This is a genomic window from Persicobacter sp. CCB-QB2, assembly GCF_001274635.1.
In the GTDB taxonomy this organism is placed as follows: Bacteria; Bacteroidota; Bacteroidia; order Cytophagales; family Cyclobacteriaceae; genus Persicobacter; species Persicobacter diffluens.
In genome coordinates this window covers 1,404,166-1,426,718 of the sequence record NZ_LBGV01000001.1, presented here as the reverse complement: position 1 = coordinate 1,426,718, position 22,553 = coordinate 1,404,166, and the positions used below count along the sequence as shown (strand labels likewise).

The window sequence follows — 22,553 nt, the reverse complement described above, 5'->3', positions numbered from 1 at the left end:
TTTTCAAATGTTTTGTCTATAAAACGAGATTTTTCACAACTATTTCGCTTCTGGTTTTAAAATTTCGAAACGGTGAATTTTGTATTTTTTATGGAGGGCAATCAGGTGTTCCTGAATTATAGCAGCCTCCGTGGTGCCCTCCTGAGGGTTGTATTGGATTTGAAAAAGTTTTTCCTCGAACTCAAAACTTGTCAGAGAGTAGCATGGGATACGTCGGTGTTGGGAAATATCCAAGGGAATGGCATTTCCCATTTTTTTAATGATAATCTTTAATATAATGGATCTCATGTACCAAAAATACAGAAAATTCTCAATTGAGGCATTTTTGATCCTAATAATACTGTAGCGGGTGCGAGAGCTGTTTTTAAGCGGTTGATAAATAGGGTTTTTGAAAAAAAGAAGATTATATTATTTATATGGAAAAGCTTAGAAGGGAATTTCGTACTGCTGATCCGATTTCACTTAATGCAGAACATCCTCCATTTATTTTAGCTATTTTACCATTTTACCACTTTTCTTGAATTCCCTTACAATAGCATATCGCAGGTCCTGCGATTGTATCATTTTTTCACTGCCCTGCATGGCTTTCAATACACAATAGCGGATAATATTGGTGATGGACCCACCGGCCAATTCATAATTTCTGGAAATTTCCCATAAATCCACCTCTTCACTTAGGGGGAAATCTTTTGGGAAAGCCTTTTCCCAGAGGGCGTAACGCATGTCTTCATCAGGCATGGGAAAGATGATATTGGACTGAAATCTTCGATTAAAGGCATTGTCGATATTACTTTTTAAGTTGGAGGCCAGAATAATCAGTCCGGGAAAGTCCTCTATTCTCTGTAATAGGTAGGAGACTTCCTGATTGGCGTATTTATCATTGGAGCTATTGGTTTGGGTACGTTTTCCAAAAATGGAGTCGGCCTCATCAAAAAATAGAATCCAGTTTTTGTTTTCTGCGGTGTCAAATAGCTGTTTGAGGTTTTTCTCTGTTTCCCCCACCCACTTAGAAACCACCATGCTCAGGTCTATGCGGTAAACGGGCAATTGGAAAGTTTTTCCAATTAAGGAGGCCGTTAATGTTTTGCCGGTACCGGAAGGGCCATAGAAAAGCACACGGTAACCCGGTTTGATTTTTTTTCTTAATTCCGGATGCTGATGTAGTTCTTTACCATGGAACATCCACATTTTCAATTCTTCGAGACTTTCCAGGGTGTCATGTGGTAATACTAAGTCTTCCCAGTCAAGCTCGGTAGAAATTCTGCTGGCGGGGAAATCGGTACTGTATTCCGGTAAATAGGTTTGGCTTCGCACCAATGCTAATAATTCGGCAGTGGGGTAAATTTGTCGGGTATTGGCAGAAAACTGCGGAGAGACACTGGTGAGTTGAACAAGGTTCTGGGTGAAAAGGGTATTTGTGGGATCGAAAAGGGTTAAAAAACTAATCCGATCTTTCAATTTATGTCCCAAAAGTAAGAATAATATCGTCTCAATGGTCGGGTAGAAAAGGGTCTGTTCTTTTTGAAACTGTCCGCCCACCGCGGCAAAGGTAATGGGGTTTTGTTGGAGTAAAAACACGAACCTTTGAAAGGTCGGGGGGTAAAGGTGGGGAGCTACCGCGCAAAGTAAAATGAAATACTCAACAGGGTTGAGTTCTGGCTCAATTTGATCTTTAAATGCTGACTGAATATATAATTGAATAATTCTTTCCGGATCAATACCCTTGAATTGTCTGAATTCTCCTTCAAGTGATTGATTATCAGGGAAATTTTCTTCAATTATTTTAATGAGCAATAAGATGTCGCTACTTATTACCCCTAGGTTTTGGTTATTAATTTCCATTTTTCTTCTAATTCTAAGGGGTTAATTTAAGATAATTATAAAAATATAAATATATTGATTAAGTATAATTGTATTAAATAATATGAGATCACTTCGGCCGGATCATAATATTGGGAATAATCCAAGGAATGGCTTGCTCCACAACGATCCACTACATCAATATCAATATCAGTCGCCAGATTTTCGAATTTTGGCTGATGAGTTGCTTATGGACCCATACCAAAGCTATGATCACCGGCAGTATGATGCCCATGAGACGGTACGTGGGGTGGAGGGTTTGAAAAACGGGAGTATTCGGAGAAATGAAGAGGGTATTGAAATTACCGGGAAAAATGGGGAGGGGGAAAGCATTCGTCCTATTCACTACAATTCTGAGGAGGAATACCAAAAAGGGCAGGAGCTTACACAGGCCTTAAAGACGGATGCCGATCGGCACGCGTTTTTTGAGTTTGTCGCGCATAATCTGGCCTATCAGGAGGAGACTACTGAATTGCCCGAAAGACTGAATGATTTGATTGAAAGCTTTGGTTATTACTTTGTGGAAATCAAGCGTGGTAAAAAAGGATTTCAGTATGCTTATTTGGGCAATGACGAGGGGAACGATATCATTGCATTTCGGGGAACGGAAGTCAGTGAGTTTGATACCATTTTGGCAGATTTGGACCCGATCGCTGTGGGCATGCCGCAATTTATAGCGAATCAGGAATTAATAGAAAAGTTGATTGCCCGCTCCGATGGGAAGGTGGATGTAACCGGTCATAGTCTGGGGGGAGCATTGGCGCAATTGGTGACGGCAAATTATGCTTCCCGTATCGGGCAGGCGTTTACCTTTCAGGCGCCGGGAATTGATACGGCTTCTGTCGAAAAATTTAAGCAAACTCCGGAGGAAGATCGTCCGGAAGTATTTCATCATATTGTGGTGGGCGATTTGGTGGATAAAGCCGGTGATGAAAGTATACCCGGCGTATTTTACACGCATGATTTTGGGACGCCCTGGATGACCACTCAACAAATCATGGAGACCAGGCTTTGGGATTTATATGGAACCTTGAAAACCATTATCGCCGGAGTGAAAGAAGGGCATTTAAAACATGTTTTTTCCTCTGATCAGTTTCAGGAACTTCGGCGTACCACGGAGTTAGATGAGACCTATTATTCCAGTCAGGAGCATTTTGCCAAAGGGGAGGGGCTTGGGTTGGAAAAAATGAATGAAGCGGCGGTTATTTCCGGTCATGAATATTATCCATTTCAGTCTGAAAGAGCAGTAGCTGAAGGTGTGAGAGATAAAATAGGTAATGTTGTTAAATTTATTCAGGAGGCTAAGCAGGAGTTAATCGAAATTTTCAAAAAAATAAAAGCAACAATTTTCGGAAAAATTGCCTCGGAGAATCGAACCATGACAGCAGATGAAAAGTATGTGGTGCAGAGTATTGAAACTTTTGATTGGTCAAAAATAGAAATGAACGCATGATGATCCGTATTTTTTTTATTTTTACGCTCGTTTTAACATTATTGTCCTGTAATACCTCCATGGAAAAGAAGCTAAAAGCACATTTAGAAGAAAAGTATCAGGAAGAATTTCATATTATCAGAGATGAGTTTTCTGCTGTACGTGGTAACTACGGTTTTCAGGCTTATCCATTAAAAAATCCCAATATCGTATTTCGTGGGTATCACGATGAGGGATTTCAACAGTTTATGGATGAATATGATCGAGCGGTCTTTTCCTATAAGTTTAATCGTTATATCAATGACCATTGGAAGGCCAAATTTGGAACCGCTTATATTTATGCTTCCGTAGTGCTTTCGGATGAGCGTTATACGGAGGAGGTTTGGGCGCAATCAGAGGTGTCCACCGCAATGCTGATAAATGAGCCTTATGTATCGGTGAAGATTTTTGCAGATATTATTGGGGAAGTGAATGCGGAGAATCAAACGCAAATGCTGGGGGACTTACAGCAATTGTTGGAAAAGTTTAAAGATCATCCAAAGGCTTCTTTTTGGATAGACTTTAAATTTCTTAAAGCTACTACTCCAAAGGAGGTGGTAGATCGGGGGCTGATCAATAAAACGGTGGAAGTAGAGGAATCATTGGTGCAGCAGCGTCTGAATATTATTTTCAAATCAAATAAGCCAGTTTCCGATTTTAATGTGGATACCCTTTTGAATTTGGTTCGGGAGGTGAGTCCTGGTACATATGCTAAAACCAATAAGCGTTTATCGCTTAATCAATAAAATATTAGCTTGAAAAGGAAAAAAGGATTCGGTGATTGATCGAATCCTTTTTTTTATTCAAATGAAAAATAGTAATTCTCTTTTTGCGCGGCTTTTCGAAGTTTTTATAAGCTGTTTGGCGAAGTGATTAACCTGCTAAATTCTACTTTGATAGGTATAGAGTTGGTGATATCGGCCTTTTGCTGCGATCAGACTTTCGTGATTGCCCCGCTCCACAATCTCACCTTTCTCCAGCACCAGAATCTGATCGGCCTTTTGGATGGTACTTAATCGGTGGGCGATTACCAATGTGGTACGGCCTTTCATCAGATGCGCCAGGGATTCCTGTATCATTGCTTCACTCTCTGTATCCAGATTGGAAGTAGCCTCATCGAGTATCAATATTTTCGGATCTGCCAATAGCGCCCGGGCAATAGCGATCCGCTGTCGCTGTCCACCGGATAACTTTACGCCTCTTTCGCCAATTAAGGTGTCTAGGCCTTCCTCAAAGCGATCCGTAAACTCATTCACATAGGCAGATTTAATGGCATTTTCCACCTCATGGGCCTGTGCTTCCGGCTTGGCAAAAAGAATATTTTCTTTGATCGTACCTTCAAACAGAAAATCTTCCTGTAAAACAAGTCCAAGGTGATCACGATATGCAGATAATTTAATTTGAGCAAGTGGCTGATCATCCAGCAAAATTTCACCGGAAGATGGTTGCAGGAAAGTGGCGGTCAGGCTGGCAATGGTGGATTTGCCTGAGCCGGAACTGCCCACCAGCGCCGTTACCGATCCGGAGGGCATTTCGAAGTTGATGTCATGCAGTACTTCTTTTCCTTCCTCATAGGAAAAGTTGACTTTTTGAAAGCTGAAATACCCCTGGGTGTTTTTCAGCTCCAAAGTTCGGTCATTTTCTTCTCCTTCTTTTTCCTGTTGGAAGATTTCTTCCATTCGGTCCAGTCCGGCAAAAGCCTCCGTGATTTGAGTCCCGATGGAACTCATCTGCACGATGGGCGCCACCATAAATCCCAGATAAAGCGTAAAGGCGAAAAAGTCCCCACGGTCATGAGCCCCTCAATGATTCGGTAGGCTCCCAGTCCCATGATGGCCGTGGAAGCTACTCCCAATAATAAGGTGGCCGAAGAAGTGATCAGGGAGGTGGAAGTCAGTGTTTTTTTAACATTTTGAAAAATCCGGTCCACACCGCTTTCAAAGGTGGTCAATTCAAATTCCTCGGCATTGAATCCCTTCACCACGCGAATTCCACCGATAGATTCTGTCAGCCTTCCGGTAACTTCTGCCTGAATTTTGGAGCGCTCCCGGAAAATAGGGCGAATAAATTTAAAGGCCTGAGTGGAAATTACGGCAAATAGAATCAGGGGCAATAAGGCAAATCCGGTGAGGCTGGGGGAGATGTTGATCAGCAGGATTAGCGACAGGATGGCGGTCAAAATGCCACCGATTAATTGCACCAGTCCGGTGCCGACTAAATTCCGAACCCCTTCTACATCGTTCATAATTCGCGAAACTACTTCACCGGATTTGTGATCATCAAAATAATGCAGCGGAAGCTGAATCACCTGACGATGCACTTTCACTCTCAATTCCGCAATGAGTTTTTGAGCTTCTACGCTGAGTAATTTGGTCAGGAAAAAAGAGGTGATCGCCTGTACGGCTACAGCAGCGCCCACCGCCATTAATAAATATTGTAGCAAGTCTAAATTTCCAGGAGTGATGATATTATCAATCAGGTATTTGGATGCGCCAGGTAACACCAGTCCTGCCAGACGATTAATGACAATCAGGATTAATCCTAAAAAGAGCAGTTTTCGTCTGGGCCAGATGATGGATTTGAATGCGTACTGAATGGAGTTTAGGGAGGTTTTGGTGGTTTTGGACACGAGTCTAGCTTATTGTTGATGATATTGATAACCTAATTTATCCAATATTTCGGAATAATAATCAGGCAAAGGAGCTTCTATATGAACGTTTTCCCGGCTATGGGGATGTATAAAAGTCAAACTTCTGGCATGTAACAGCATGTTCTCCACGCCCACTTCTGATTTGAAGCCTTTGTTCAGCTTATGGTCCCCATGCTTATTGTCTCCGATAATATAGTGCCGGATTTTGGCAAAATGCTGACGCAATTGATGCGTTCGGCCGGTTATCGGCTGCGCTTCTACCAGAGAAGTTCTGCAGGCCGGATATCTTTCCGAAACTTTAAAGGGAGACTCCTGCTGTTCCAGTTTTTTATAAATGGTCAGGGACTCCTTGGGGGTATCATTGAATTCGGACGTCAGGGCTTTGTCAATTTCTCCTTCCTCCGGTGTGTAGCCGCGTAGTACTGTCCAGTATTTTTTGGTGATTTTTCGGTCCGTAATCATTTGCTGGGCCAGCGTGCAATCCTCCGGGCTCAGGGCAAAAAGCAGGATGCCTGAAGTGGCGCGATCCAACCGGTGCACCGGATAAACATATCGGTCCAGCTGATTTCTTAACTCCTGCATGGCGAAGGTTTTTACGTCCCGGGCAACACGGGATTTATGGACCATCAAGCCGGCCGGTTTGTTGATAGCACAAAAGTATTCGTCGAGGTATAATATTTCCAATTCCATGGATAGTGTATTCTGTTCCATATAGCGCGCAAAAATAGGGGCTTGAAACAGGAATTGAAACAGTATGTGCTTATATTCTTTTTATTTCTGAATGGTATGAATCAAAGCCTATGCAAATTCACCGATTGAAATTGTTTTGTAGTGAGCTTCCCGCCCAATTGTCTTTTTATCAACATATGGGTTTTGAGCTAAGACGGGAGGGGAGTCTTATTGTAATGAAAGCTGGCTGGACGCAGCTCATTTTTCAAGAACAAGTTGGGGCGCCCTATTATCATTTTGCTTTTTTAATCCCCCGGGGAAGAATTCAGGCGGCCCTGGAATTTGTGAAGCAAAAAGGAATAGGACTTTTGCCCTTTGAAGCGTCCGAAATTATTGAATTTACAAATGGCCGCGCGATCTATTTTTATGATCCGGCAGGCAATATCGTGGAGTTTATTGAGCGGCCGGGTTTTGCTGCTTCTGTAAAAGGGGCTTTTTCTTTAACGGAAGTCTTGGGAGTTAATGAAGTGGGTTTGCCTTCAGAGGACCCTTTGGCCTTAGCCCAATATTTACAGACGATTTTCGGCATTAAACCCAAAGCACCGGAAAGTTTCCGACCCAATTTCTGTTGGGTGGGCGATCATCAGGGCGTCATGATTTGTGTAAAGGCCGGAAGGAATTGGTTGCCGACCACAAAACCGTCTGTGGTGAATGATCTGGAGTTAGAGTGGACTGATACCGGGGGGCGATTTTTTGCGAAAGTCAGGGCTGGTGTTTTTGAAGGGATAAAAAAAATCCCCTGAGGTGATCAGGGGATTTGAATATTTTTTTTTGGTGGCTGATTAGTAAGTCAGTTGACCGATGGCAAGGTAAGAAGGAGTTTGTATTCCTCCGCCATAGCCAGGGTCTGTACTATCAAAATTGATGGCAATTTCTTTAACTTCACCCAGACCAGTAAGATCCACAGTTGTCCAATCTTCCAAAATATAGTCTTGAGAATTGTCTTCAAAACGGTAATCTGCTAAGAAAAATTCTACAGAACCTGTTTCTTTACCATCAACATCCAAACCGGTAAAAATAACTTTGAAGAAATCAGGATCATTTCCATCTTCTCCGCCGAATTTTTTGGCAAAAGCGTCCCCATTTTTCATGCTTAAATAAGCCGTTCCATTGTTATTAATGGTGATGGTTTTAATAGCGGTAACCGTATTAAATTTCAGGTTATGCGTTTTATTTGGATAGGCGATTAAATAATTTTTGTCATAATTACTGGCCGCTGCAGATTGATAGGAAAGAAATTTGTCTGCGTCCGTTTCCTCCTTATTGTAGGTAGCATCAGAAACGTTGGAATAGGTATAGCCAGCAAAACCTCCCCAGCCTGCATTATACTGGTGAGTGAACGAAAGAATTCCTGAGTTTATTTCAGAAAAATAGGCGTCTCCTCCCCAACCATCATCACCTTTTTCACCGGTCATTTCGCTGTCAAGGTAATAAGTCTCTTCCTCTTCAAGCGTCAAATTTGAAAAATCAATCACGGTATCTTTTACCGGATCATCATCATTGTTACAGGCAGATAATACAACAGTAGCCGCCAGACTCATCAATAGTAGCGTTCTTTTTAACATAGGTTTTTTGAAAAATACGGAAGGGTGATCCATCTTTCGATGATCGAAAAAATATTCCACTCTAACTCCCGAAAGTGTTTAACATAGTTTACAGGCAGGTCTTCTGGCTCATTCCCATATTCGCCTGGCCTTCCCGACGATAGTCAGTGGCAGAGGGTAAGCGAACGTGGGGAAATTACAGCAGCGGGTACTGCCCGGGATTTACACCCGGTTCCCTTTTCAACATCCGAGGATGTACCTTAAAAATACTTGCGCGAAGTAGTTAAAATTCCAGCTACCAAAAAAGGATTTAGATCATTTTATGCGGAATGATTTTGGATACTTTCTATGGCGGCCCCTACAGTTTTCTTGCTGTTTCCGATAAATATCTGATTTTCAAAAAGAATGACGGGGCGTTTAAGGAAGGTGTAATCTTCCAAAATGAGGTTTTTATAATCCTCTTCTGTTAGAATTTGATCTTTTAGTCCCCGGGCGGCATAGTTTCGGGCCCTGCGACTGAACAAACTTTCGTAATTTCCGGCTAAAGCCTGCATTTCTGCTAATTGGGCTTCCGAGATTTTTTCGGTTTTGATGTCTTGTAATTCAAAAGTCTGATCTGGTTGAATTTCTGCAATAATCTTCTTACAGGTACTGCAGGTGGAAAGGTGATATATTTTTCTGCTCATAGAAATGATAATTTTGAAAATCAAATTTGAGGAATTTTCATCCACGGGGCAAATGGGAAAAATTAATTGGCCAATTGATTTTTTGAATGAGGCTGCTTTGGGGAAGATTTTCTAATTTTGCGGAATGCAACAGTCCAATGAAAAACATAAGGCCTTAATCACGATCATAGGGCCTACAGCTTCTGGAAAGACAGCCCTGGCGGTCAGGCTTGCGCAGGAGCTGGAGGGCGAAATTATCAGTGGAGATAGCCGACAGGTTTATAAGGAGATGGATTTGGGAACGGGGAAAGATCTGGCTGAATACGGCAATATCCCATACCATTTGATTGATATTCGCCAAGCAGGTTATCAATATAATCTTCGGGAGTTTCAGGAAGATTTTCATTTGGCTTTTAATGATATAAGTGAGCGGGGAAAATTGCCTATTCTCTGTGGGGGAACAGGTTTGTATATTCAAACCATACTGGCAGGAAATATCAACACACTGGTGCCGGAAGATATGAGCTGGCGGGCAGCAGCGGAATTATTATCCGATAAGGAAATTGAGCAAAAGCTGAAGGAATGGGGTGCCCCGGCCTATTTTAAAGATTGGGGGCATCGGAAACGGATGATCCGGGCGCTGGAGGTGAAACGATATTTTGACCAACATCCCCCGGCGGAATTACCCGCTTATGTAAGACCGGTAGCAGCAGAAAAGCAGTTGTTGGTGGGTATTGAGATTGATCGGGAAGCAAGAAGACGTAAAATTTCCCTTCGCCTGAAAAAAAGATTTGAGGAAGGCATGCTCGGCGAAGTAGAGGCTTTGCTGAAAAAAGTACCTGCTGAAGGCTTGATTTACTACGGTTTAGAGTATAAGATGATTACCGAGCATTTACAGGGGAAGTTAAGCTACGAAGAGATGTTTTCGTCATTAGAAGCGCAAATTCATCGTTTTGCTAAACGGCAGATGACTTTTTTCCGTAGAATGGAAAAGATGGGACATCAGATTTACTGGTTAAAGAGTGAAGCAGGTGTAGATCAAAACATACAAGAACTTTTGGCAGAATGGCAGCGGTCTTAGGGCACATCGTTTGGTTGGAATGATTCTTGCTGTAATAATAGCAGAACTAAATAATGTTATATGATTAGTTTTATAATTTCCCTGATAATGATGATTGTGCTGTATGATCAGTTCAAGAACAACAACAAGCCAAAACGTAAATTGGCGCCGGTGCGCGTGAGGTCAAATCAATAGGGAAAGTTTTCTTTGAACTCAAAATACCAAATCTAAACAAAAAGGCAGTTCCTGAGGGAGTTGCCTTTTTTTTGTGCCCGTATTTTTGGACTGGCCGCCATTGGGGGGTAGCCTTCACGAAAAATTTACTTTTCCGAAAATTCAAATAGTAGGAAAGTAATTTTAATTTTGGGCATTCGATTAGAATCTATTCCTTTAATCCAGTCATCTATGATATGTAAATTTTTGCGAGCAGGTGTATTGATGGCCCTGTCGACTATTGCAAGTAAATCTATTGCTCAGCAAGGGATTGATGTTCATCATTATGATTTCCATATGATGGTAAATAGTTTAAATGACAGTCTCAATGCTACGGCTCAAATCCATTATTTGGCCACTGAAGACCTGGACCAGTGTACACTAGAACTGGTCAGTGCTGATGATAATGGAGGGATGGAGGTGTTGTCGGTAAGCCGAATGGGGCAATCATTGAAGTTTGAGCAATTGAAACAGCAATTGGTGGTAGACCTAAGTTTGCAGCAGGGAGATACGGCCTCCATAAAGGTGGAGTATCGAGGCGTACCGAAAGATGGCCTGATCATGGGCCAAAATCGATATGGCAACAGGACTATTTTCGGGGATAACTGGCCCAACCGGGCGCATCATTATTTACCGGTGGTGGATCATCCCTCGGATAAGGCTACGGTGAACTGGCATATTTTGGCTCCGGAGCATTATGAAGTATTGGCCAATGGTATTTTGAAAGAGGTTCGACCTTTTGGTGGAATGTATAAAGAGTGGTTTTTCGAGGAAAAGCAGGATATTCCTACGAAGGTGATGGTTTTTGGAGCGGCTCAATTGGAGGCCTGGCCACTGGAGGGTGCTTTGCCGATGAAAGGTTATGCCTATCCGGAGGATGCCGAGCATATGAAGCAGGCCCTGAGCGTGACGCAGGATGTCTTGAATTTCTTTGGAGAGTATATTGCGCCATATCCATTTGAGTCGCTTTGGCAGTCGCAGTCCACTACCCGTTATGGGGGAATGGAAAATGCAGCTTGTATTTTTTATGATGAGCGTGCAGTCGATAATCCGAAGCGGATGGAGCGTTTGATCGCACATGAGATTGCCCATCAATGGTGGGGGAATATGGTGACCGAAGTACGCTGGAATGACTTGTGGTTGTCGGAAGGCTTTGCGACTTATTTTACGGCCATGTATCTGGAGCACCGGTATGGTACTCCGGCTTTGATCGCCTTTATGAAAGAGGGCAAGGATAAGGTGTTCAATTATAAAAAGCAGTTTCCATCTAAAGTAGTGGTGCCCGAAGTGGTAGAAGACCCGAATAAAATGCTGAATAAGTATTCCTATTATAAGGGAGCCTGGGTTTTGCATATGCTTCGTCAGGAAATTGGGGATTTGGCTTTTAGGGATGGAATTCAGCAGTATTACCAGACATTTGCGGGTGGAAATGCCAACACGGAGGATTTCATCGTAACGATGGAGTCGGTAAGCGGCAGATCATTAAAAAGCTTTTTTTATCCCTGGTTAATGGAAGCAGGGCTTCCACGACTAAGTTATAAGGTGACTTATGATAAGGAAAGGAAGGAATCCATCGTCACTGTACGGCAGGAACAAGAAAACCTCACGAGCTTTCCGCTGGAATTAATGGCCATTACCTTTGAAGGGGATAAGATTTATTTTTCTGAAAAGCTAAGTGAAAAAGAGCAAGTTTTCAGATTGACGGTAGGAGAGGAACCCAATGCCATTAAATTAGACCCGAATGGGCATTTGCTATTTGAATTGGCAGAATAGGTAAAAAGCACTGATCATGGATCGGTGCTTTTTTTTATTGCGCTCCCTTGCTCTGACGATTGTTTAGGTCGTCTCTGGGGTAAAAAATAGGGGGATTTTTTAGCTTGCGGAGCACGGTGAAGAATTTTTTTCACCTGCTTTCTGTATTGCTTTTGATTTTCAAACTTCATGTGATCCTGTCCGGGTATAGGAAATAATTGATCTTCTTCCTTAAAGTCTTTTCTTAATTGCAGGGCACAATCAAAGGGAATGATATTGTCTTCCAGGCCATGAAAAATAGTGACCGGCATAGGAGCCTCCTTTAAAAATTGCTGGATATCTAATGGGTAGTTTACGGCAATGCTGGGTAACCAGGGATATAAATGTTCTCTTAGGTAATGCATACTGGTGAATGGGGCCAGCAAAATTACTTCCTTACTGTTAACTTTTGACGCTACATAAGCGGCAGGGGCTGTGCCAATGGAGTAGCCTATGATAATTTTCTCTTCGCTGGTATAGTCCGTGCCCACCATTTTAAATACTTCTAAAGCATCAGATAAAAATTGCTGCTCACTACTGATTTTTCCATCACTTTTGCCAAAGCCCCGATAATCCATTAAGAAAACATCAAATCCTGATGCTACATAAAATTCACAGGAGGGAAGATAGGTGCTGATGTCTCCAGTATTGCCATGATAATAATAAACGAGTCCTTTGGGGTTTTCTGCCTCTAAATATAGACCGTGAAGCTTGGTGCCATCAGCCATTTTGAAATAGTGTTCATAATGGGAGACTTCAGTCTCAAATCGATGATTTTTTTCAAGCGGATTAGGGTGAAACATTAATTTTTCCTGTTGGAAGAAAAAAATGCCACTAATCGTCAGGTAAAGAAAGGTTAAAAAGCCTAAAGCTTTGTAGGTTCTTGTTTTGAAGTCAGTCATCAGCTTGGATTTATCTCAAACTTACTAAAACCCTCCGTACTTTTTGGTCATTTACGCAATGATTTTCTGTGTCGTGAAATAATGTTATCAGAATTCCAGTCAAAAAAAAATTACCTGTGGGAGCATGTTTTTTGGATTGTACGGCTATTCTTTATTTGTTTCTACATAGATTTTAATTTAAATATAATAAGAGATTACGTTAGTCATCGCCTTTTTTTATTATTTTATTAGAGTAATTGTAGGACTTAATTATAGCTTGAAGTTAAAGTTTGAAGTAGGGAATTTGGGGATCATCTGTTACTGATTAAGGGGTGCCTATTTTATGATTGTTTTTAGGCCGATTGACTTAGGAGTAGATTCATTCTTCGTCGTAACGAGTGGACTACAAACTTGATTATGGACTTTTGTATGTTTGAAAAGGGAAAGTTTTGGTAAGCTTCTGTTTTCTATTCATCAGTCACGGTGAAGCATTAGGTACTGTCTAAAAAAGCAAATATTTGAATTGAATTATTTTAATATATTTGAAATTCAAAGGAGGCGATTACGTCTACCTTCTGTAGCTGTCTTTTTTTAAGGCAGCTACTTCCATTTTAAGGGAATGTTCCCTTTTTAGTATCATCTTCAGGTTAATTCCTAAAGGTTGTAAATGGCACTCCTATAGTTGTTCTTAGGTATTGATTATCGGATCAATGGTTAAAGATTACCGATTGCATCTATGCCCCTAGATGGGGGCACTTCATGTTTTCCCTCAGGCAACCTTCTGTTCCACGATCAATTGACTTGGATCGCCTTCGACTGTCCTGGCACAATTTCGATGATATTGATTGTCATAAGGCTGTTCATTGTGCCAGAGGGTATACATTATCCTTAATAATTTGGACTGCACGGCCACATACCCTTTCATTTTGATATTTGTCTTTTTATAAATCCGTACCTGAAGTGCTTTAAAAGCGCCCTTTTCATGCTTAACGACATTCAATGCTGCCATATGTAGAATTCTTCTAATGTGTGAATTTCCCTTTTTACTGATTGAAGTCTTTCCCTCTTTTTGACCAGACTGGTTTTCCTGAACATCATATCCTGCATAGCTGGTAAGTTGCCGTAGGTTTTCAAATAACAAGAATCCGTTGGTTTCTGCAATTATGGTAGCTGCTGTGATGGGGCCGATCCCTTTGATGGAAGTTAAGAATTCGATTTTTCGGGCTAATTCCGGATCCTTCTGAACCACTTCTTTAATCTGCTCTCTGCACTTAGAAATTTGTGTTTCTATCGCATCAATCGCCTCTTGCAGGCATTGCTGAGCATCTTCGACAATGATCATCGTGTGCTTGGCATGCTCCATTCTATTTTTCAAGCTTGTTTCTACCTTTAGCAAATCTTCCAATAAGCGGGTACGTTCCCTTAGCTGGTAGAGGTCTTTACTCATCGGCTCCCATTCTTTCAAATGTTGAAAAGCACCCATGAAGGCCAAACCTTTGGCGTCCATTTTATCATTCTTAGTTTTATGCCCAATGCTTTTCATATAGGATTTTGCCCGATTCGCCAGTACAACACACACGCGGTGCGAATTCAGATTTAAGTACCAGGCGAGCTTCTCATGGTAATTTCCCGTGGCTTCCATGACAAAGCTTAAAGGCAAATCCAATTTACATTTCTTAGCAGCCCACGAAACTAATTCATCAAAGCCTTTCTCCGTATTTTTAAATTTTCTACTGCCTAAAACCTTTGGCTCACGATCCGAGAAACCTAAAACCAGGCTGACCTTAAAATCTGATTTGGCGATATCAACGCCTGCTACATACTTGATTTCCATAGTCCTTTACGATTTAATAAATACTCAATTTGTCACCAATCTTCATCGTCTTTTCTCATGATTGATACTGAATCGAGGGCAAGTTCCCACGTTCTTAGGTACTGTTCTAACTCTAAAGCTTGGGCAAAAAGGGGATTTCCTAAATTGCTAGATTGACAATAATGCCATCTTTTGAGCGTATGTTCTTACTCCTTTTTGCTGACAAGCTATAATATAATGAAAATTGAATTATTTCGTTATCTGCTTTATAGAAGTCAAGATATGAGAGCGTGTTTAAAAGCACGCTATCCGGCTGCAAAAGGGAATTATTCGAAGCGATTTTGGAAAATTGCTCAACAATAGCGCTGCTATGCCCTTAAAATAATCGGGTATCGCTTCTGTAATAATCAAATTTTCGGTGCGAATTTTGGCTATTAAGTATGCTATTATAAAATAAGGTTTCATCGCTTAATGGTATGGTTGGTAGCTTAATGTTGCTGGAACGAATTAGTGTGGTTTAAATTAGAAAGCATAATTGGACTTTTGTATCGCAATTATTTTTTGGGGGTAATGAGAGGGAAAATTATTGCATTTAGAAATAAAAAAATACCAATATCAACCATTTGATTTTACAGAAGTGATTTTTTTTTTATTTCTCGTTTTTAGTTTTTTTTCATTGCTGAAAAATACAACTCTTAATTGTCCTGGTGTCAATACTGCTGGCCGTGCTTATTGGTGCGCACAAAATTGAATATTTTCCTTCAATTTTTTAAAGATCTACCTTATGAAAAAATCTCAGTCTCTTTCATTAAGTGAATCCTGGCCCAGTGATTTACTCGCTGGTTTGGTGGTGTTTTTAGTAGCCCTTCCTTTGTGTCTGGGCATTGCACTGGCATCTGGAGCGCCGATGTTTTCAGGCATTATTGCCGGTGTAGTGGGGGGATTAGTGGTGGCTGCCATTTCTAATTCCGCCCTTGGGGTGAGTGGGCCTGCCGCTGGTCTGGTGGTCATTGTTTCAGGCGCCATTTTAGATTTGGGTTTTGAAGTTTTTCTTTTGGCGGTAATGATTTCCGGGATTATTCAGATTATTGTGGGCTATCTGCGTGCGGGCATCATCGCAGCTTTTTTTCCTACCTCTGTCATTAAGGGAATGCTGGCCGGTATTGGCATCATCATTATCTTAAAGCAAATCCAACATGCACTGGGCTATGACCGGAGTTTTGAAGGCGAACTTTCCTTTATCCAATCAAGTGGAGATAATACCTTTCAGGAAATTTTCTTTGCTTTTCAATATTATAGTCCGGGGGCAGTGTTGATTTCGGCACTCTCCATTTTTTTGTTGGTGATGTGGGACACCGGCTGGGTGAAATCCATAAAATGGCTGAGGATGATTCCTGCGCCATTATTGGTGGTGATTTTAGGGATTGCCTTGAATGAGATATTTCTACAGTTTTTTCCGAATTGGGCCATCTCGAATGCTAATGGGAACACTCATTTGGTCAGCCTACCGGAAATTACCTCCCTAGCGGAATTGAAAAGTCTGCTAGTGTTCCCTGATTTTTCTGCCATTGGTCAAAAAGAAGTTTATGTAGTAGCGATTACTTTGGCGATAGTGGGGAGTTTGGAGAGTTTACTGAGTTTGGAGGCTACCGATAAACTTGATCCTGAGCAAAGAATTTCTTCCAAGAATCTGGAATTAATCGCGCAGGGTTGGGGTAATATTTGCAGTGGTCTGATTGGAGGGCTGCCGGTTACTCAAGTGATTGTTCGTTCCTCCACCAATATCGTTTCCGGAGGTAAAACCAAATTAGCCGCAATGTTTCATGGGCTGTTTATGCTGATTTTTGTGATGCTCATTCCTGCTTTTCTCAATAAAATTCCTCTGGCTAGTTTATCGGCTATTTTAATCATGGTGGGTTATAAACTGGCTTCTCCGGCCTTATTCAAGGAGCTGTATCAAAAAGGTCGACGGCAGTTTATTCCCTTCATGCTGACAGTCCTCGGATTGGTATTTACCGATATGCTGATGGGAATCGCTATTGGGATGTCTTTGGCCCTCTTTTATATTTTATTGAACAATTATCACACACCTGCATTTTTGAAGAAGGAAAAAACGCCTGAGGGAGAGATCACCCAGTTGCGATTGGCTCAGGATGTTTCTTTTTTAAACCGGGCCTCCATTGCCTTGATGTTGGAGGAGATTACGGAGGGATCAAAAGTGTGGATTGACGGGACAGACTGTCGGTTTATTGATGAAGATGTATTGGAGGAGATAGAGAAATTTGCAGATCATGCCCCAAAAAATCAAATTCAATTGAAGATTAGCGGCCTACCTCAGCTGGACATTCCCGCTTCCATGAGGGAAGATACCTCCATTGATGAAGTAGTAGCTTAGCTTTGTCTTTTAACCAAAAATCCGGATGTAGTCTCCGGATTTTTGTTTTAATGGGTTTTATAATAGTGGTTTTTATTGATATAATACTGATGGAGGGTGGTGAACTTTTTATTGACAAAAAAGTGATCAATTAAAGTAGCTTCTTTTATCATTCCGCATTTTTCCATTACTCTTCCGGAGGCGGGATTGTCCACATCATGCAGGGCGATGATTTTATTTACCTTTAAATCTTCCATCGCCCAGGAAATCATCAGCTCCAGGGCCTCGGTCATCAGGCCCTGGTTCCAATGGGGTTTGCCCAGCCAGTAGCCCAATTCTCCCTTGCGATGCATCCGCTCCAGTCTCAGATCAATCCCACCGATAAATTCCCCGCTGTCATTTTTATAGATACCGAAGATGAATTGATTCTGATTGTTCAACCCCTGATGTCCCATATTGAGCCAGAAGATGGCATCTTTTTCCCTATAGGGATGGGGGATGAACAGGGTGTAGGCGGATACTTCAGGTTCATTCAGGAGTTCGCAAATTCGGGGAATATCCTTCGCCCCGGGCGTTTTCAGGTGGATTTTCGGGCCCTTTAGCAGGGGAAGGTCTTCGATCGTTCTCATAGGCAATGCTTTTGGGGAAGATATCTGATTTCATTTATGAATGCTTTGTTTTTTTTAATTTTATTTTAAAAATATCGTTTTAGTGTCTGATATTAACATGATATACCTTCTAATCGGTGGGGAATACCCATGGTCAGCCTGATGAATTCCCCTTAATTTTGAGTTTAATCTGCCTGGCTCTGTCATTTTAAATAACAGCACAGATGAAACCGATGATTACGACTTTATTTTTAATGTTCACTTTTTTTACTTCTTCCGTGGTTATGGCCGAAGGTGAAAGTATTTCAAATGCCTCCCGCACCAATAGTGATATTGAGGTGGTGGTACAGGATTGGAAGGGCGTTTACGATCAACTGACAAAGATGAACAGTGAAAAGGACCGGAAATCCAAAGCTTCCAAAAAGTTACTTTCGGCTTATAAAAAGAAGGGAAAGCACCTTTATGAATTGACGCTTAGTCCGGAGGAAATATTTCAAATGGACCTTTATGATTCCACAGCGCAAAAGGTAAAGTTTTGGGATGAGATCTATAAAGCAGTGGAGGAGGAGAAAGGTTTTCGCATCAATGTGAAGGAAAAGGGACAGTCCATCATAATTAAGGAAGAGGATTTGTCGAAAATGAACCATTTAGTGGTGCAGATTAAACTATCGGATTTTCGTAAAGATATTTATCAAAATAAGGATTACTATTTTGTGTTTGGCAAGGTGAAGGAGGTGTGGGCGGTAAATGCCCATGGTGAAAAGGTCTTATTTGAATAAAGGGAAGGTGAGGTGCCTGTAAGCTTGCGGGCAAGCTTTTTGGCTGAGGGATCAAGCCATTGTCTGAGCTCTTTTGGGGCGGCTTTGCGGTTGTCCGGTTTTTTACCAAAAGGCGGCCCAAAAAGCGAGTGGTGCGAGCCCGACCGGAGTGTAGCGAAGGGCAGCCCCTGAAAAAGAAAATTTGCCCGAATTATTCACCGCTAAATTAATCAGATAAGCGCAAGTGACTTATTTTTAGTTCATTATAATTTATTTTCTATGGTTTATAATAGCCCAGATTTGGGCAAGCTTGCTTTCTCCTCATTCACCTGTTTCGTTGGAAAAAACTCGAAATAGGAAACTATTCCTTCATTTTTTCCGCCTTACAGCTAAACGAGGATTTAAGCCTCAATAATCCGGGTTTGATTGTGAATAAAAAACTCCCGCCGGATAACAGCGGGAGTTTTTTGTGATCGTCATTTCTCTTGAGGAGAAAATCTATCGATTTAGAATGTTATTGAAGTCGTAGTATTCCGGATTTTCTACATAAGCTTTTGCGGCCTCGTAGTCTTTCTCGGTCAGGTAGTGCATACCGTGGTTCAGTACTGCCTGTGTGTTGGAAGCGTTGATGTTCACCAAACGTGCCTTTACGCGACCGTTTTCATCTTCCACATCTTTAAGGAATAATGGATCCACTTTACCGGTGTGGTCTACAGAAACCATACAGCGGGAGTGACCTTGCTCAAACAATTGGTAAACGCCGAAGCCCAAAAGGGTACAGTAGGTCAGGTCGTATCCGATGGGCTTGGTGCATCGCAATTCGAAGCCTAACTCTACCGGACGCATCTTGTTGTCTAAGCCCAATTCTTTCACGCGTTTTTGCACCAATGAGGCGAATACGTGGGATTTGGAGATGGAGTGCAATTCCGGATGGCCGTGTGCATCGAATGTGAAGTTGATGCCGGAATTTCTGATTTCGTCTTCCTTCATGAAATGGAATACCCCTTCAGAAATGATAGAAGCCCCGTATTTCAAGCCCAGGATTTTACGCTTGATGATAGAGGAGATGTTCAGTCGGATGATGTTTTCGAAAGTCACCTCGGCATTATTGAACATTTCCGGAATGATGATCATCGGGTAGTGGCAAGCAGAACCAATACCGATGGTCAGGTGACCCGCCTCACGTCCCATAGCCGAAAGGATGAACCAGTTTTGGCTGGTACGGGCATCTTCCAAAACGGTGTTGGCGATCATTACCCCTTCGTTTTTGGCAGAGTTGTAACCAAAAGTAGGCACGCCTTCAGGAAGAGGAAGATCGTTGTCAATGGTTTTCGGAACGTGGATGTTTTGCAACTTCACATTCTTTTCTTCCAAGTATTTGGAGATACGGTTGGCGGTAGAGGCGGTGTCATCTCCACCAATAGTCACCAATAATTTGATGTTGTTTTCACGGAAGAATTCTACATTCAAGGTGCTCAGATCCGGCTTGAAACGGCTCATTTGCAGAGCGGAACCACCACGGGTGTAGATGTCATCAGCGAAATTGTAGTCAATCTCGTCTATACGAGTTTCATTGCTAAAAAGGCCCTTGTAGCCTTCGTGAAGACCGATTACACGATAACCGTTGTTGAGGAAAACTTTGGCCACGGAACTGATCACGGTGTTGATACCGGGCGCAGGTCCTCCTCCGCACAAAATTGCGATAGCGTCTTTCATAATTTGTTTTTACTTCTAAATCGAGATTTATCCCGACTGCAAAGGTAAGGATTTGATATTAAACTTAAAGGATTTTTGGTCGGCTGACTTTACAATTAGTGCTAAGTTGTAATTGCTTGCTAAAGAAAAGGGAGGGGGATGTAAAGGAAAGCGTCTTTTATTGCATAATTAAAAGATGAGGGCTTTTGATACCTGATTGCGCCTGAAGGAAATTTTGGGGCATAAAAAAAGGATTTGGCCAGTGACCAAATCCTTTTTTCTAAGTGAGGAGGTTTATTTTTTCAACCACTCATCCAACCAACGGAAGAATTCCGTGTGCCAGATCATACCGTTTTGTGGAGATAATACCCAGTGTCCTTCTTCCGGGAAGTAAAGGAATCGGGAAGGAATGCCTTGCAATTTCGCCGCCTGGAAAGCCTGCATACCCTGACCTTCCGGTACACGGAAATCTTTTCCACCGTGAATCACCATCATCGGCGTATCCCAGTTTTGCACATAGCTGGAAGGGTTGAATTCGGTATAAGCTTTTGGGGCATCTTTCTCCCAATAAGCGCCACCCAAATCCCAATTGGCGAAGAACAATTCTTCTGTAGTGCCATACCAGGAACGCATGTCGAATAAACCACAGTGGGAAACAAAAGCGGAGAATCTACCTTCGTGAATACCGGCTAACATATAGGTAGAGTATCCACCATAAGAAGCACCGATACAACCAAGTGCGTTGTTATCTACATATGGTTCGGCGGCTACGGCATCAATGGCTGCTAGGTAATCACGCATTGGCTGACCACCCCAGTCACCAGAGATGTCCTCATTCCACTTGGTACCGAAAGATGGCAAACCACGACGATTAGGTGCTACCACGATATAACCGTTTGCAGCCATTAACTGGAAGTTCCAACGGAAGGAGAAGAACTGTGAAACCGCTGATTGTGGACCACCCTGGCAGTATAGCAAGGCTGGATATTTTTTGTTCGGATCGAAGTTTGGTGGATAGATTACCCATACCAATTCTTCCTTACCATCTGAGGTAGGTACCATGCGCTTTTCTACTTTACCCATTTCGATGGAATCGTAGATAGGCTGGTTAACCTGAGTAAGTGCTGTTTCCGTTCCTTTTTTGATATCTACCTTGAAAAGCTCTGAAGCAGAAGACATGGACATGCGAGAACCGATCAAAGTCTTGCCATCCAATTGCGCTACCGAACCGTAGTTGTGAACGCCTTCGGTGATCATGCGGATATCCGCTACCTTGGTGTCTACTACTTTTTTGCCTAATTTATAATCCCACAATTGGTAAGTCGCGTCTTTACCCGCTACAAAGAAAATGTTGCGGTCTTTTTCACCCCAGATGAATCCATCCACGGTGTTGTCCCAATCTTTGGTGATGTTGGTTTTGGTTTGTGCCGTGAAATCATAAACCACGATGTCGTTTTTATCTGACTCGTAACCATCACGGGCCATGCTCAACCAAGCCAATTTAGTACCATCGTTGGAGAAAGTAGGGTGAGTATCATAACCCATCATGCCCTCCGTGAAATTCTGAGTGGTACCGGCTGCGATGTCATACACGTACAAATCCGTATTGGTGGATACGGCATATTCTTTTCCTTCTTTCTTTTTGCAAACGTAAACCAATTTGCTCCCGTCAGGGCTGAAGGTATAGTCATCTCCACCGCCGAATGGCATCGTAGGACAGTCATAAGCTTCTTTGCCCATGATGTCTTTGGCGTTAGTAATGCTTCCTTCTTTATAGTCTGCCACGAATACGTGGTTGAAGAATTCATCTGACCATGCTGCCAGTGACGATACATCAAATCATCGATCACTACGGCATTGGCCTTGGTGTAATCCGGGTAAAGGTCTGCAGTGGTAGGCTTTAATTTTACAGAGGTGGAGTAAGCCAGTTTATCACCGGAAGCAGCGTAGTTGAAAGAGGAAACCCCGCTTTCTACCTCGGTTACTTTGCGAAGTCCTGAGCCATCCGGACGGATTTCGTAAACTTGTCCTCCCATCAAAAAGGCGATCATCTGCCCGTCAGGAGTCCAAACTGCGGAAGAAGCACTGGAAGGTAATTTTAATTCACGGTCTTCACCGCTTTTAAGATCTTTCAGAAACAGGGTGTTCTTGCCACTGTTCTCAGATAATTCATAATTTACTACGCCGTAAAGCAAGGTCGTTTGGTCAGGAGAGATTTCTCCTCCGTTTACACGGCCCATTTCCCATAACAATTCTGGAGTCAATACCTTTTGAGCTGTTACACTCCAGGCCATGAGCAGGCAGGAAAATAACAGTAAACCTCTTTTGAACATAAAACTATATTTTGGTTGTGTATAATTCCCGCAAAAATACAGTTTTAATTGGTCCGTGGCGAATTTCCCAAACTAAATGTTACGGGAATGTCATCCGGCTTAAGGAAT

General features: G+C 42.1%; 18 protein-coding genes, 1 pseudogene and 1 riboswitch. Of the genes and pseudogenes, 7 read left to right on the top strand and 12 right to left on the bottom strand.

Annotated features, from left to right (window positions below):
* Positions 1–39: 39 nt before the first annotated feature.
* Together NG22_RS06400 and NG22_RS06395 are read right to left on the bottom strand one after the other, a co-directional pair.
* Positions 40–288, bottom strand: a complete 249-nt coding sequence (locus NG22_RS06400) for a hypothetical protein (protein ID WP_053404962.1) — start codon at positions 286–288, stop codon at positions 40–42.
* A gap of 204 nt (positions 289–492) precedes the next feature.
* Positions 493–1,842, bottom strand: coding sequence for an ATP-binding protein (locus NG22_RS06395; protein WP_053404961.1), 1,350 nt, complete (start codon positions 1,840–1,842; stop codon positions 493–495).
* 82 nt (positions 1,843–1,924) lie between these two features.
* Between NG22_RS06395 and NG22_RS06390 the strand changes: the two genes are divergently transcribed.
* Entirely contained in the window at positions 1,925–3,313 is a 1,389-nt protein-coding gene (locus tag NG22_RS06390) for an Mbeg1-like protein (RefSeq protein ID WP_082305009.1), read from the top strand.
* Positions 3,314–3,372: 59 nt separating this feature from the next.
* Positions 3,373–4,077, top strand: a complete 705-nt coding sequence (locus NG22_RS06385; protein WP_172674341.1) for a hypothetical protein — start codon at positions 3,373–3,375, stop codon at positions 4,075–4,077.
* A 135-nt stretch (positions 4,078–4,212) separates the two neighbouring features.
* Here NG22_RS06385 and NG22_RS06380 read toward each other — a convergent pair.
* Both NG22_RS06380 and NG22_RS06375 read right to left on the bottom strand, forming a co-directional pair.
* A pseudogene (locus NG22_RS06380) lies at positions 4,213–5,960 on the bottom strand (ABC transporter ATP-binding protein).
* Between the two features lie 9 nt (positions 5,961–5,969).
* Positions 5,970–6,692 carry a pseudouridine synthase gene (locus tag NG22_RS06375; RefSeq protein ID WP_053404958.1) on the bottom strand — a complete coding sequence of 241 codons (723 nt, stop codon included), beginning with the start codon at positions 6,690–6,692 and terminating at the stop codon, positions 5,970–5,972.
* A gap of 89 nt (positions 6,693–6,781) precedes the next feature.
* Here NG22_RS06375 and NG22_RS06370 point away from each other — a divergent pair, with 89 nt between their 5' ends.
* Positions 6,782–7,453, top strand: a complete 672-nt coding sequence (locus NG22_RS06370) for a VOC family protein (protein ID WP_053404957.1) — start codon at positions 6,782–6,784, stop codon at positions 7,451–7,453.
* A 39-nt stretch (positions 7,454–7,492) separates the two neighbouring features.
* On the opposite strand, the gene NG22_RS06365 is transcribed toward NG22_RS06370, so the two are convergent.
* On the bottom strand, positions 7,493–8,275 hold the full coding sequence (locus NG22_RS06365) for a DUF4465 domain-containing protein (protein ID WP_172674340.1): 783 nt from the start codon (positions 8,273–8,275) through the stop codon (positions 7,493–7,495).
* 75 nt (positions 8,276–8,350) lie between these two features.
* Positions 8,351–8,532: riboswitch (cobalamin riboswitch) on the bottom strand.
* Between the two features lie 42 nt (positions 8,533–8,574).
* Positions 8,575–8,940 (bottom strand): arsenate reductase family protein, encoded by a 366-nt coding sequence (locus NG22_RS06360; protein ID WP_053406897.1) that lies wholly within the window; start codon positions 8,938–8,940, stop codon positions 8,575–8,577.
* A 124-nt stretch (positions 8,941–9,064) separates the two neighbouring features.
* On the opposite strand from NG22_RS06360, the gene miaA reads away from it, so the two are divergent.
* Positions 9,065–10,000, top strand: a complete 936-nt coding sequence (gene miaA / locus NG22_RS06355; protein ID WP_053404955.1) for a tRNA (adenosine(37)-N6)-dimethylallyltransferase MiaA — start codon at positions 9,065–9,067, stop codon at positions 9,998–10,000.
* A gap of 384 nt (positions 10,001–10,384) precedes the next feature.
* A complete protein-coding gene (locus NG22_RS06350; RefSeq protein ID WP_082305008.1) occupies positions 10,385–11,965 on the top strand; it encodes a M1 family metallopeptidase in 1,581 nt (526 codons plus the stop codon).
* Positions 11,966–11,979: 14 nt separating this feature from the next.
* On the opposite strand, the gene NG22_RS06345 is transcribed toward NG22_RS06350, so the two are convergent.
* Positions 11,980–12,885 (bottom strand): alpha/beta hydrolase, encoded by a 906-nt coding sequence (locus NG22_RS06345; RefSeq protein WP_053404953.1) that lies wholly within the window; start codon positions 12,883–12,885, stop codon positions 11,980–11,982.
* A gap of 748 nt (positions 12,886–13,633) precedes the next feature.
* Positions 13,634–14,698 (bottom strand): IS110 family transposase, encoded by a 1,065-nt coding sequence (locus NG22_RS06340; RefSeq protein ID WP_053404952.1) that lies wholly within the window; start codon positions 14,696–14,698, stop codon positions 13,634–13,636.
* Between the two features lie 763 nt (positions 14,699–15,461).
* Here NG22_RS06340 and NG22_RS06335 point away from each other — a divergent pair.
* Complete coding sequence (locus NG22_RS06335; protein ID WP_053404951.1) at positions 15,462–17,072, top strand: SulP family inorganic anion transporter; 1,611 nt, start codon at positions 15,462–15,464, stop codon at positions 17,070–17,072.
* A gap of 47 nt (positions 17,073–17,119) precedes the next feature.
* Here NG22_RS06335 and NG22_RS06330 read toward each other — a convergent pair whose 3' ends face one another.
* A complete protein-coding gene (locus NG22_RS06330; protein ID WP_053404950.1) occupies positions 17,120–17,680 on the bottom strand; it encodes a GNAT family N-acetyltransferase in 561 nt (186 codons plus the stop codon).
* 203 nt (positions 17,681–17,883) lie between these two features.
* Between NG22_RS06330 and NG22_RS06325 the strand changes: the two genes are divergently transcribed.
* A complete protein-coding gene (locus tag NG22_RS06325) occupies positions 17,884–18,438 on the top strand; it encodes a hypothetical protein (RefSeq protein ID WP_053404949.1) in 555 nt (184 codons plus the stop codon).
* Positions 18,439–18,915: 477 nt separating this feature from the next.
* On the opposite strand, the gene NG22_RS06320 is transcribed toward NG22_RS06325, so the two are convergent.
* The 3 genes from NG22_RS06320 to NG22_RS18090 all read right to left on the bottom strand — a co-directional run bounded on the left by NG22_RS06320 (position 18,916) and on the right by NG22_RS18090 (position 22,445).
* On the bottom strand, positions 18,916–20,133 hold the full coding sequence (locus NG22_RS06320) for a 6-phosphofructokinase (protein ID WP_053404948.1): 1,218 nt from the start codon (positions 20,131–20,133) through the stop codon (positions 18,916–18,918).
* Positions 20,134–20,406: 273 nt separating this feature from the next.
* Complete coding sequence (locus tag NG22_RS18095) at positions 20,407–21,174, bottom strand: S9 family peptidase (protein WP_253275718.1); 768 nt, start codon at positions 21,172–21,174, stop codon at positions 20,407–20,409.
* Between the two features lie 482 nt (positions 21,175–21,656).
* Positions 21,657–22,445, bottom strand: coding sequence for a hypothetical protein (locus tag NG22_RS18090; protein WP_253275655.1), 789 nt, complete (start codon positions 22,443–22,445; stop codon positions 21,657–21,659).
* Positions 22,446–22,553 lie beyond the last annotated feature (108 nt).

Excerpts from the sequence above, each read along its gene's own strand:
- NG22_RS06400 (WP_053404962.1), bottom strand. The coding sequence starts at position 288 with ATGAGATCCATTATATTAAAGATTATCATTAAAAAAATGGGAAATGCC.
- NG22_RS06395 (WP_053404961.1), bottom strand. The coding sequence starts at position 1,842 with ATGGAAATTAATAACCAAAACCTAGGGGTAATAAGTAGCGACATCTTA.
- NG22_RS06390 (WP_082305009.1), top strand. The coding sequence starts at position 1,925 with ATGAGATCACTTCGGCCGGATCATAATATTGGGAATAATCCAAGGAAT.
- NG22_RS06385 (WP_172674341.1), top strand. The coding sequence starts at position 3,373 with ATGGAAAAGAAGCTAAAAGCACATTTAGAAGAAAAGTATCAGGAAGAA.
- NG22_RS06375 (WP_053404958.1), bottom strand. The coding sequence starts at position 6,692 with ATGGAACAGAATACACTATCCATGGAATTGGAAATATTATACCTCGAC.
- NG22_RS06370 (WP_053404957.1), top strand. The coding sequence starts at position 6,782 with ATGCAAATTCACCGATTGAAATTGTTTTGTAGTGAGCTTCCCGCCCAA.
- NG22_RS06365 (WP_172674340.1), bottom strand. The coding sequence starts at position 8,275 with ATGTTAAAAAGAACGCTACTATTGATGAGTCTGGCGGCTACTGTTGTA.
- NG22_RS06360 (WP_053406897.1), bottom strand. The coding sequence starts at position 8,940 with ATGAGCAGAAAAATATATCACCTTTCCACCTGCAGTACCTGTAAGAAG.
- miaA (WP_053404955.1), top strand. The coding sequence starts at position 9,065 with ATGCAACAGTCCAATGAAAAACATAAGGCCTTAATCACGATCATAGGG.
- NG22_RS06350 (WP_082305008.1), top strand. The coding sequence starts at position 10,385 with ATGATATGTAAATTTTTGCGAGCAGGTGTATTGATGGCCCTGTCGACT.
- NG22_RS06345 (WP_053404953.1), bottom strand. The coding sequence starts at position 12,885 with ATGACTGACTTCAAAACAAGAACCTACAAAGCTTTAGGCTTTTTAACC.
- NG22_RS06340 (WP_053404952.1), bottom strand. The coding sequence starts at position 14,698 with ATGGAAATCAAGTATGTAGCAGGCGTTGATATCGCCAAATCAGATTTT.
- NG22_RS06335 (WP_053404951.1), top strand. The coding sequence starts at position 15,462 with ATGAAAAAATCTCAGTCTCTTTCATTAAGTGAATCCTGGCCCAGTGAT.
- NG22_RS06330 (WP_053404950.1), bottom strand. The coding sequence starts at position 17,680 with ATGAGAACGATCGAAGACCTTCCCCTGCTAAAGGGCCCGAAAATCCAC.
- NG22_RS06325 (WP_053404949.1), top strand. The coding sequence starts at position 17,884 with ATGAAACCGATGATTACGACTTTATTTTTAATGTTCACTTTTTTTACT.
- NG22_RS06320 (WP_053404948.1), bottom strand. The coding sequence starts at position 20,133 with ATGAAAGACGCTATCGCAATTTTGTGCGGAGGAGGACCTGCGCCCGGT.
- NG22_RS18095 (WP_253275718.1), bottom strand. The coding sequence starts at position 21,174 with ATGGTACCTACCTCAGATGGTAAGGAAGAATTGGTATGGGTAATCTAT.
- NG22_RS18090 (WP_253275655.1), bottom strand. The coding sequence starts at position 22,445 with ATGTTCAAAAGAGGTTTACTGTTATTTTCCTGCCTGCTCATGGCCTGG.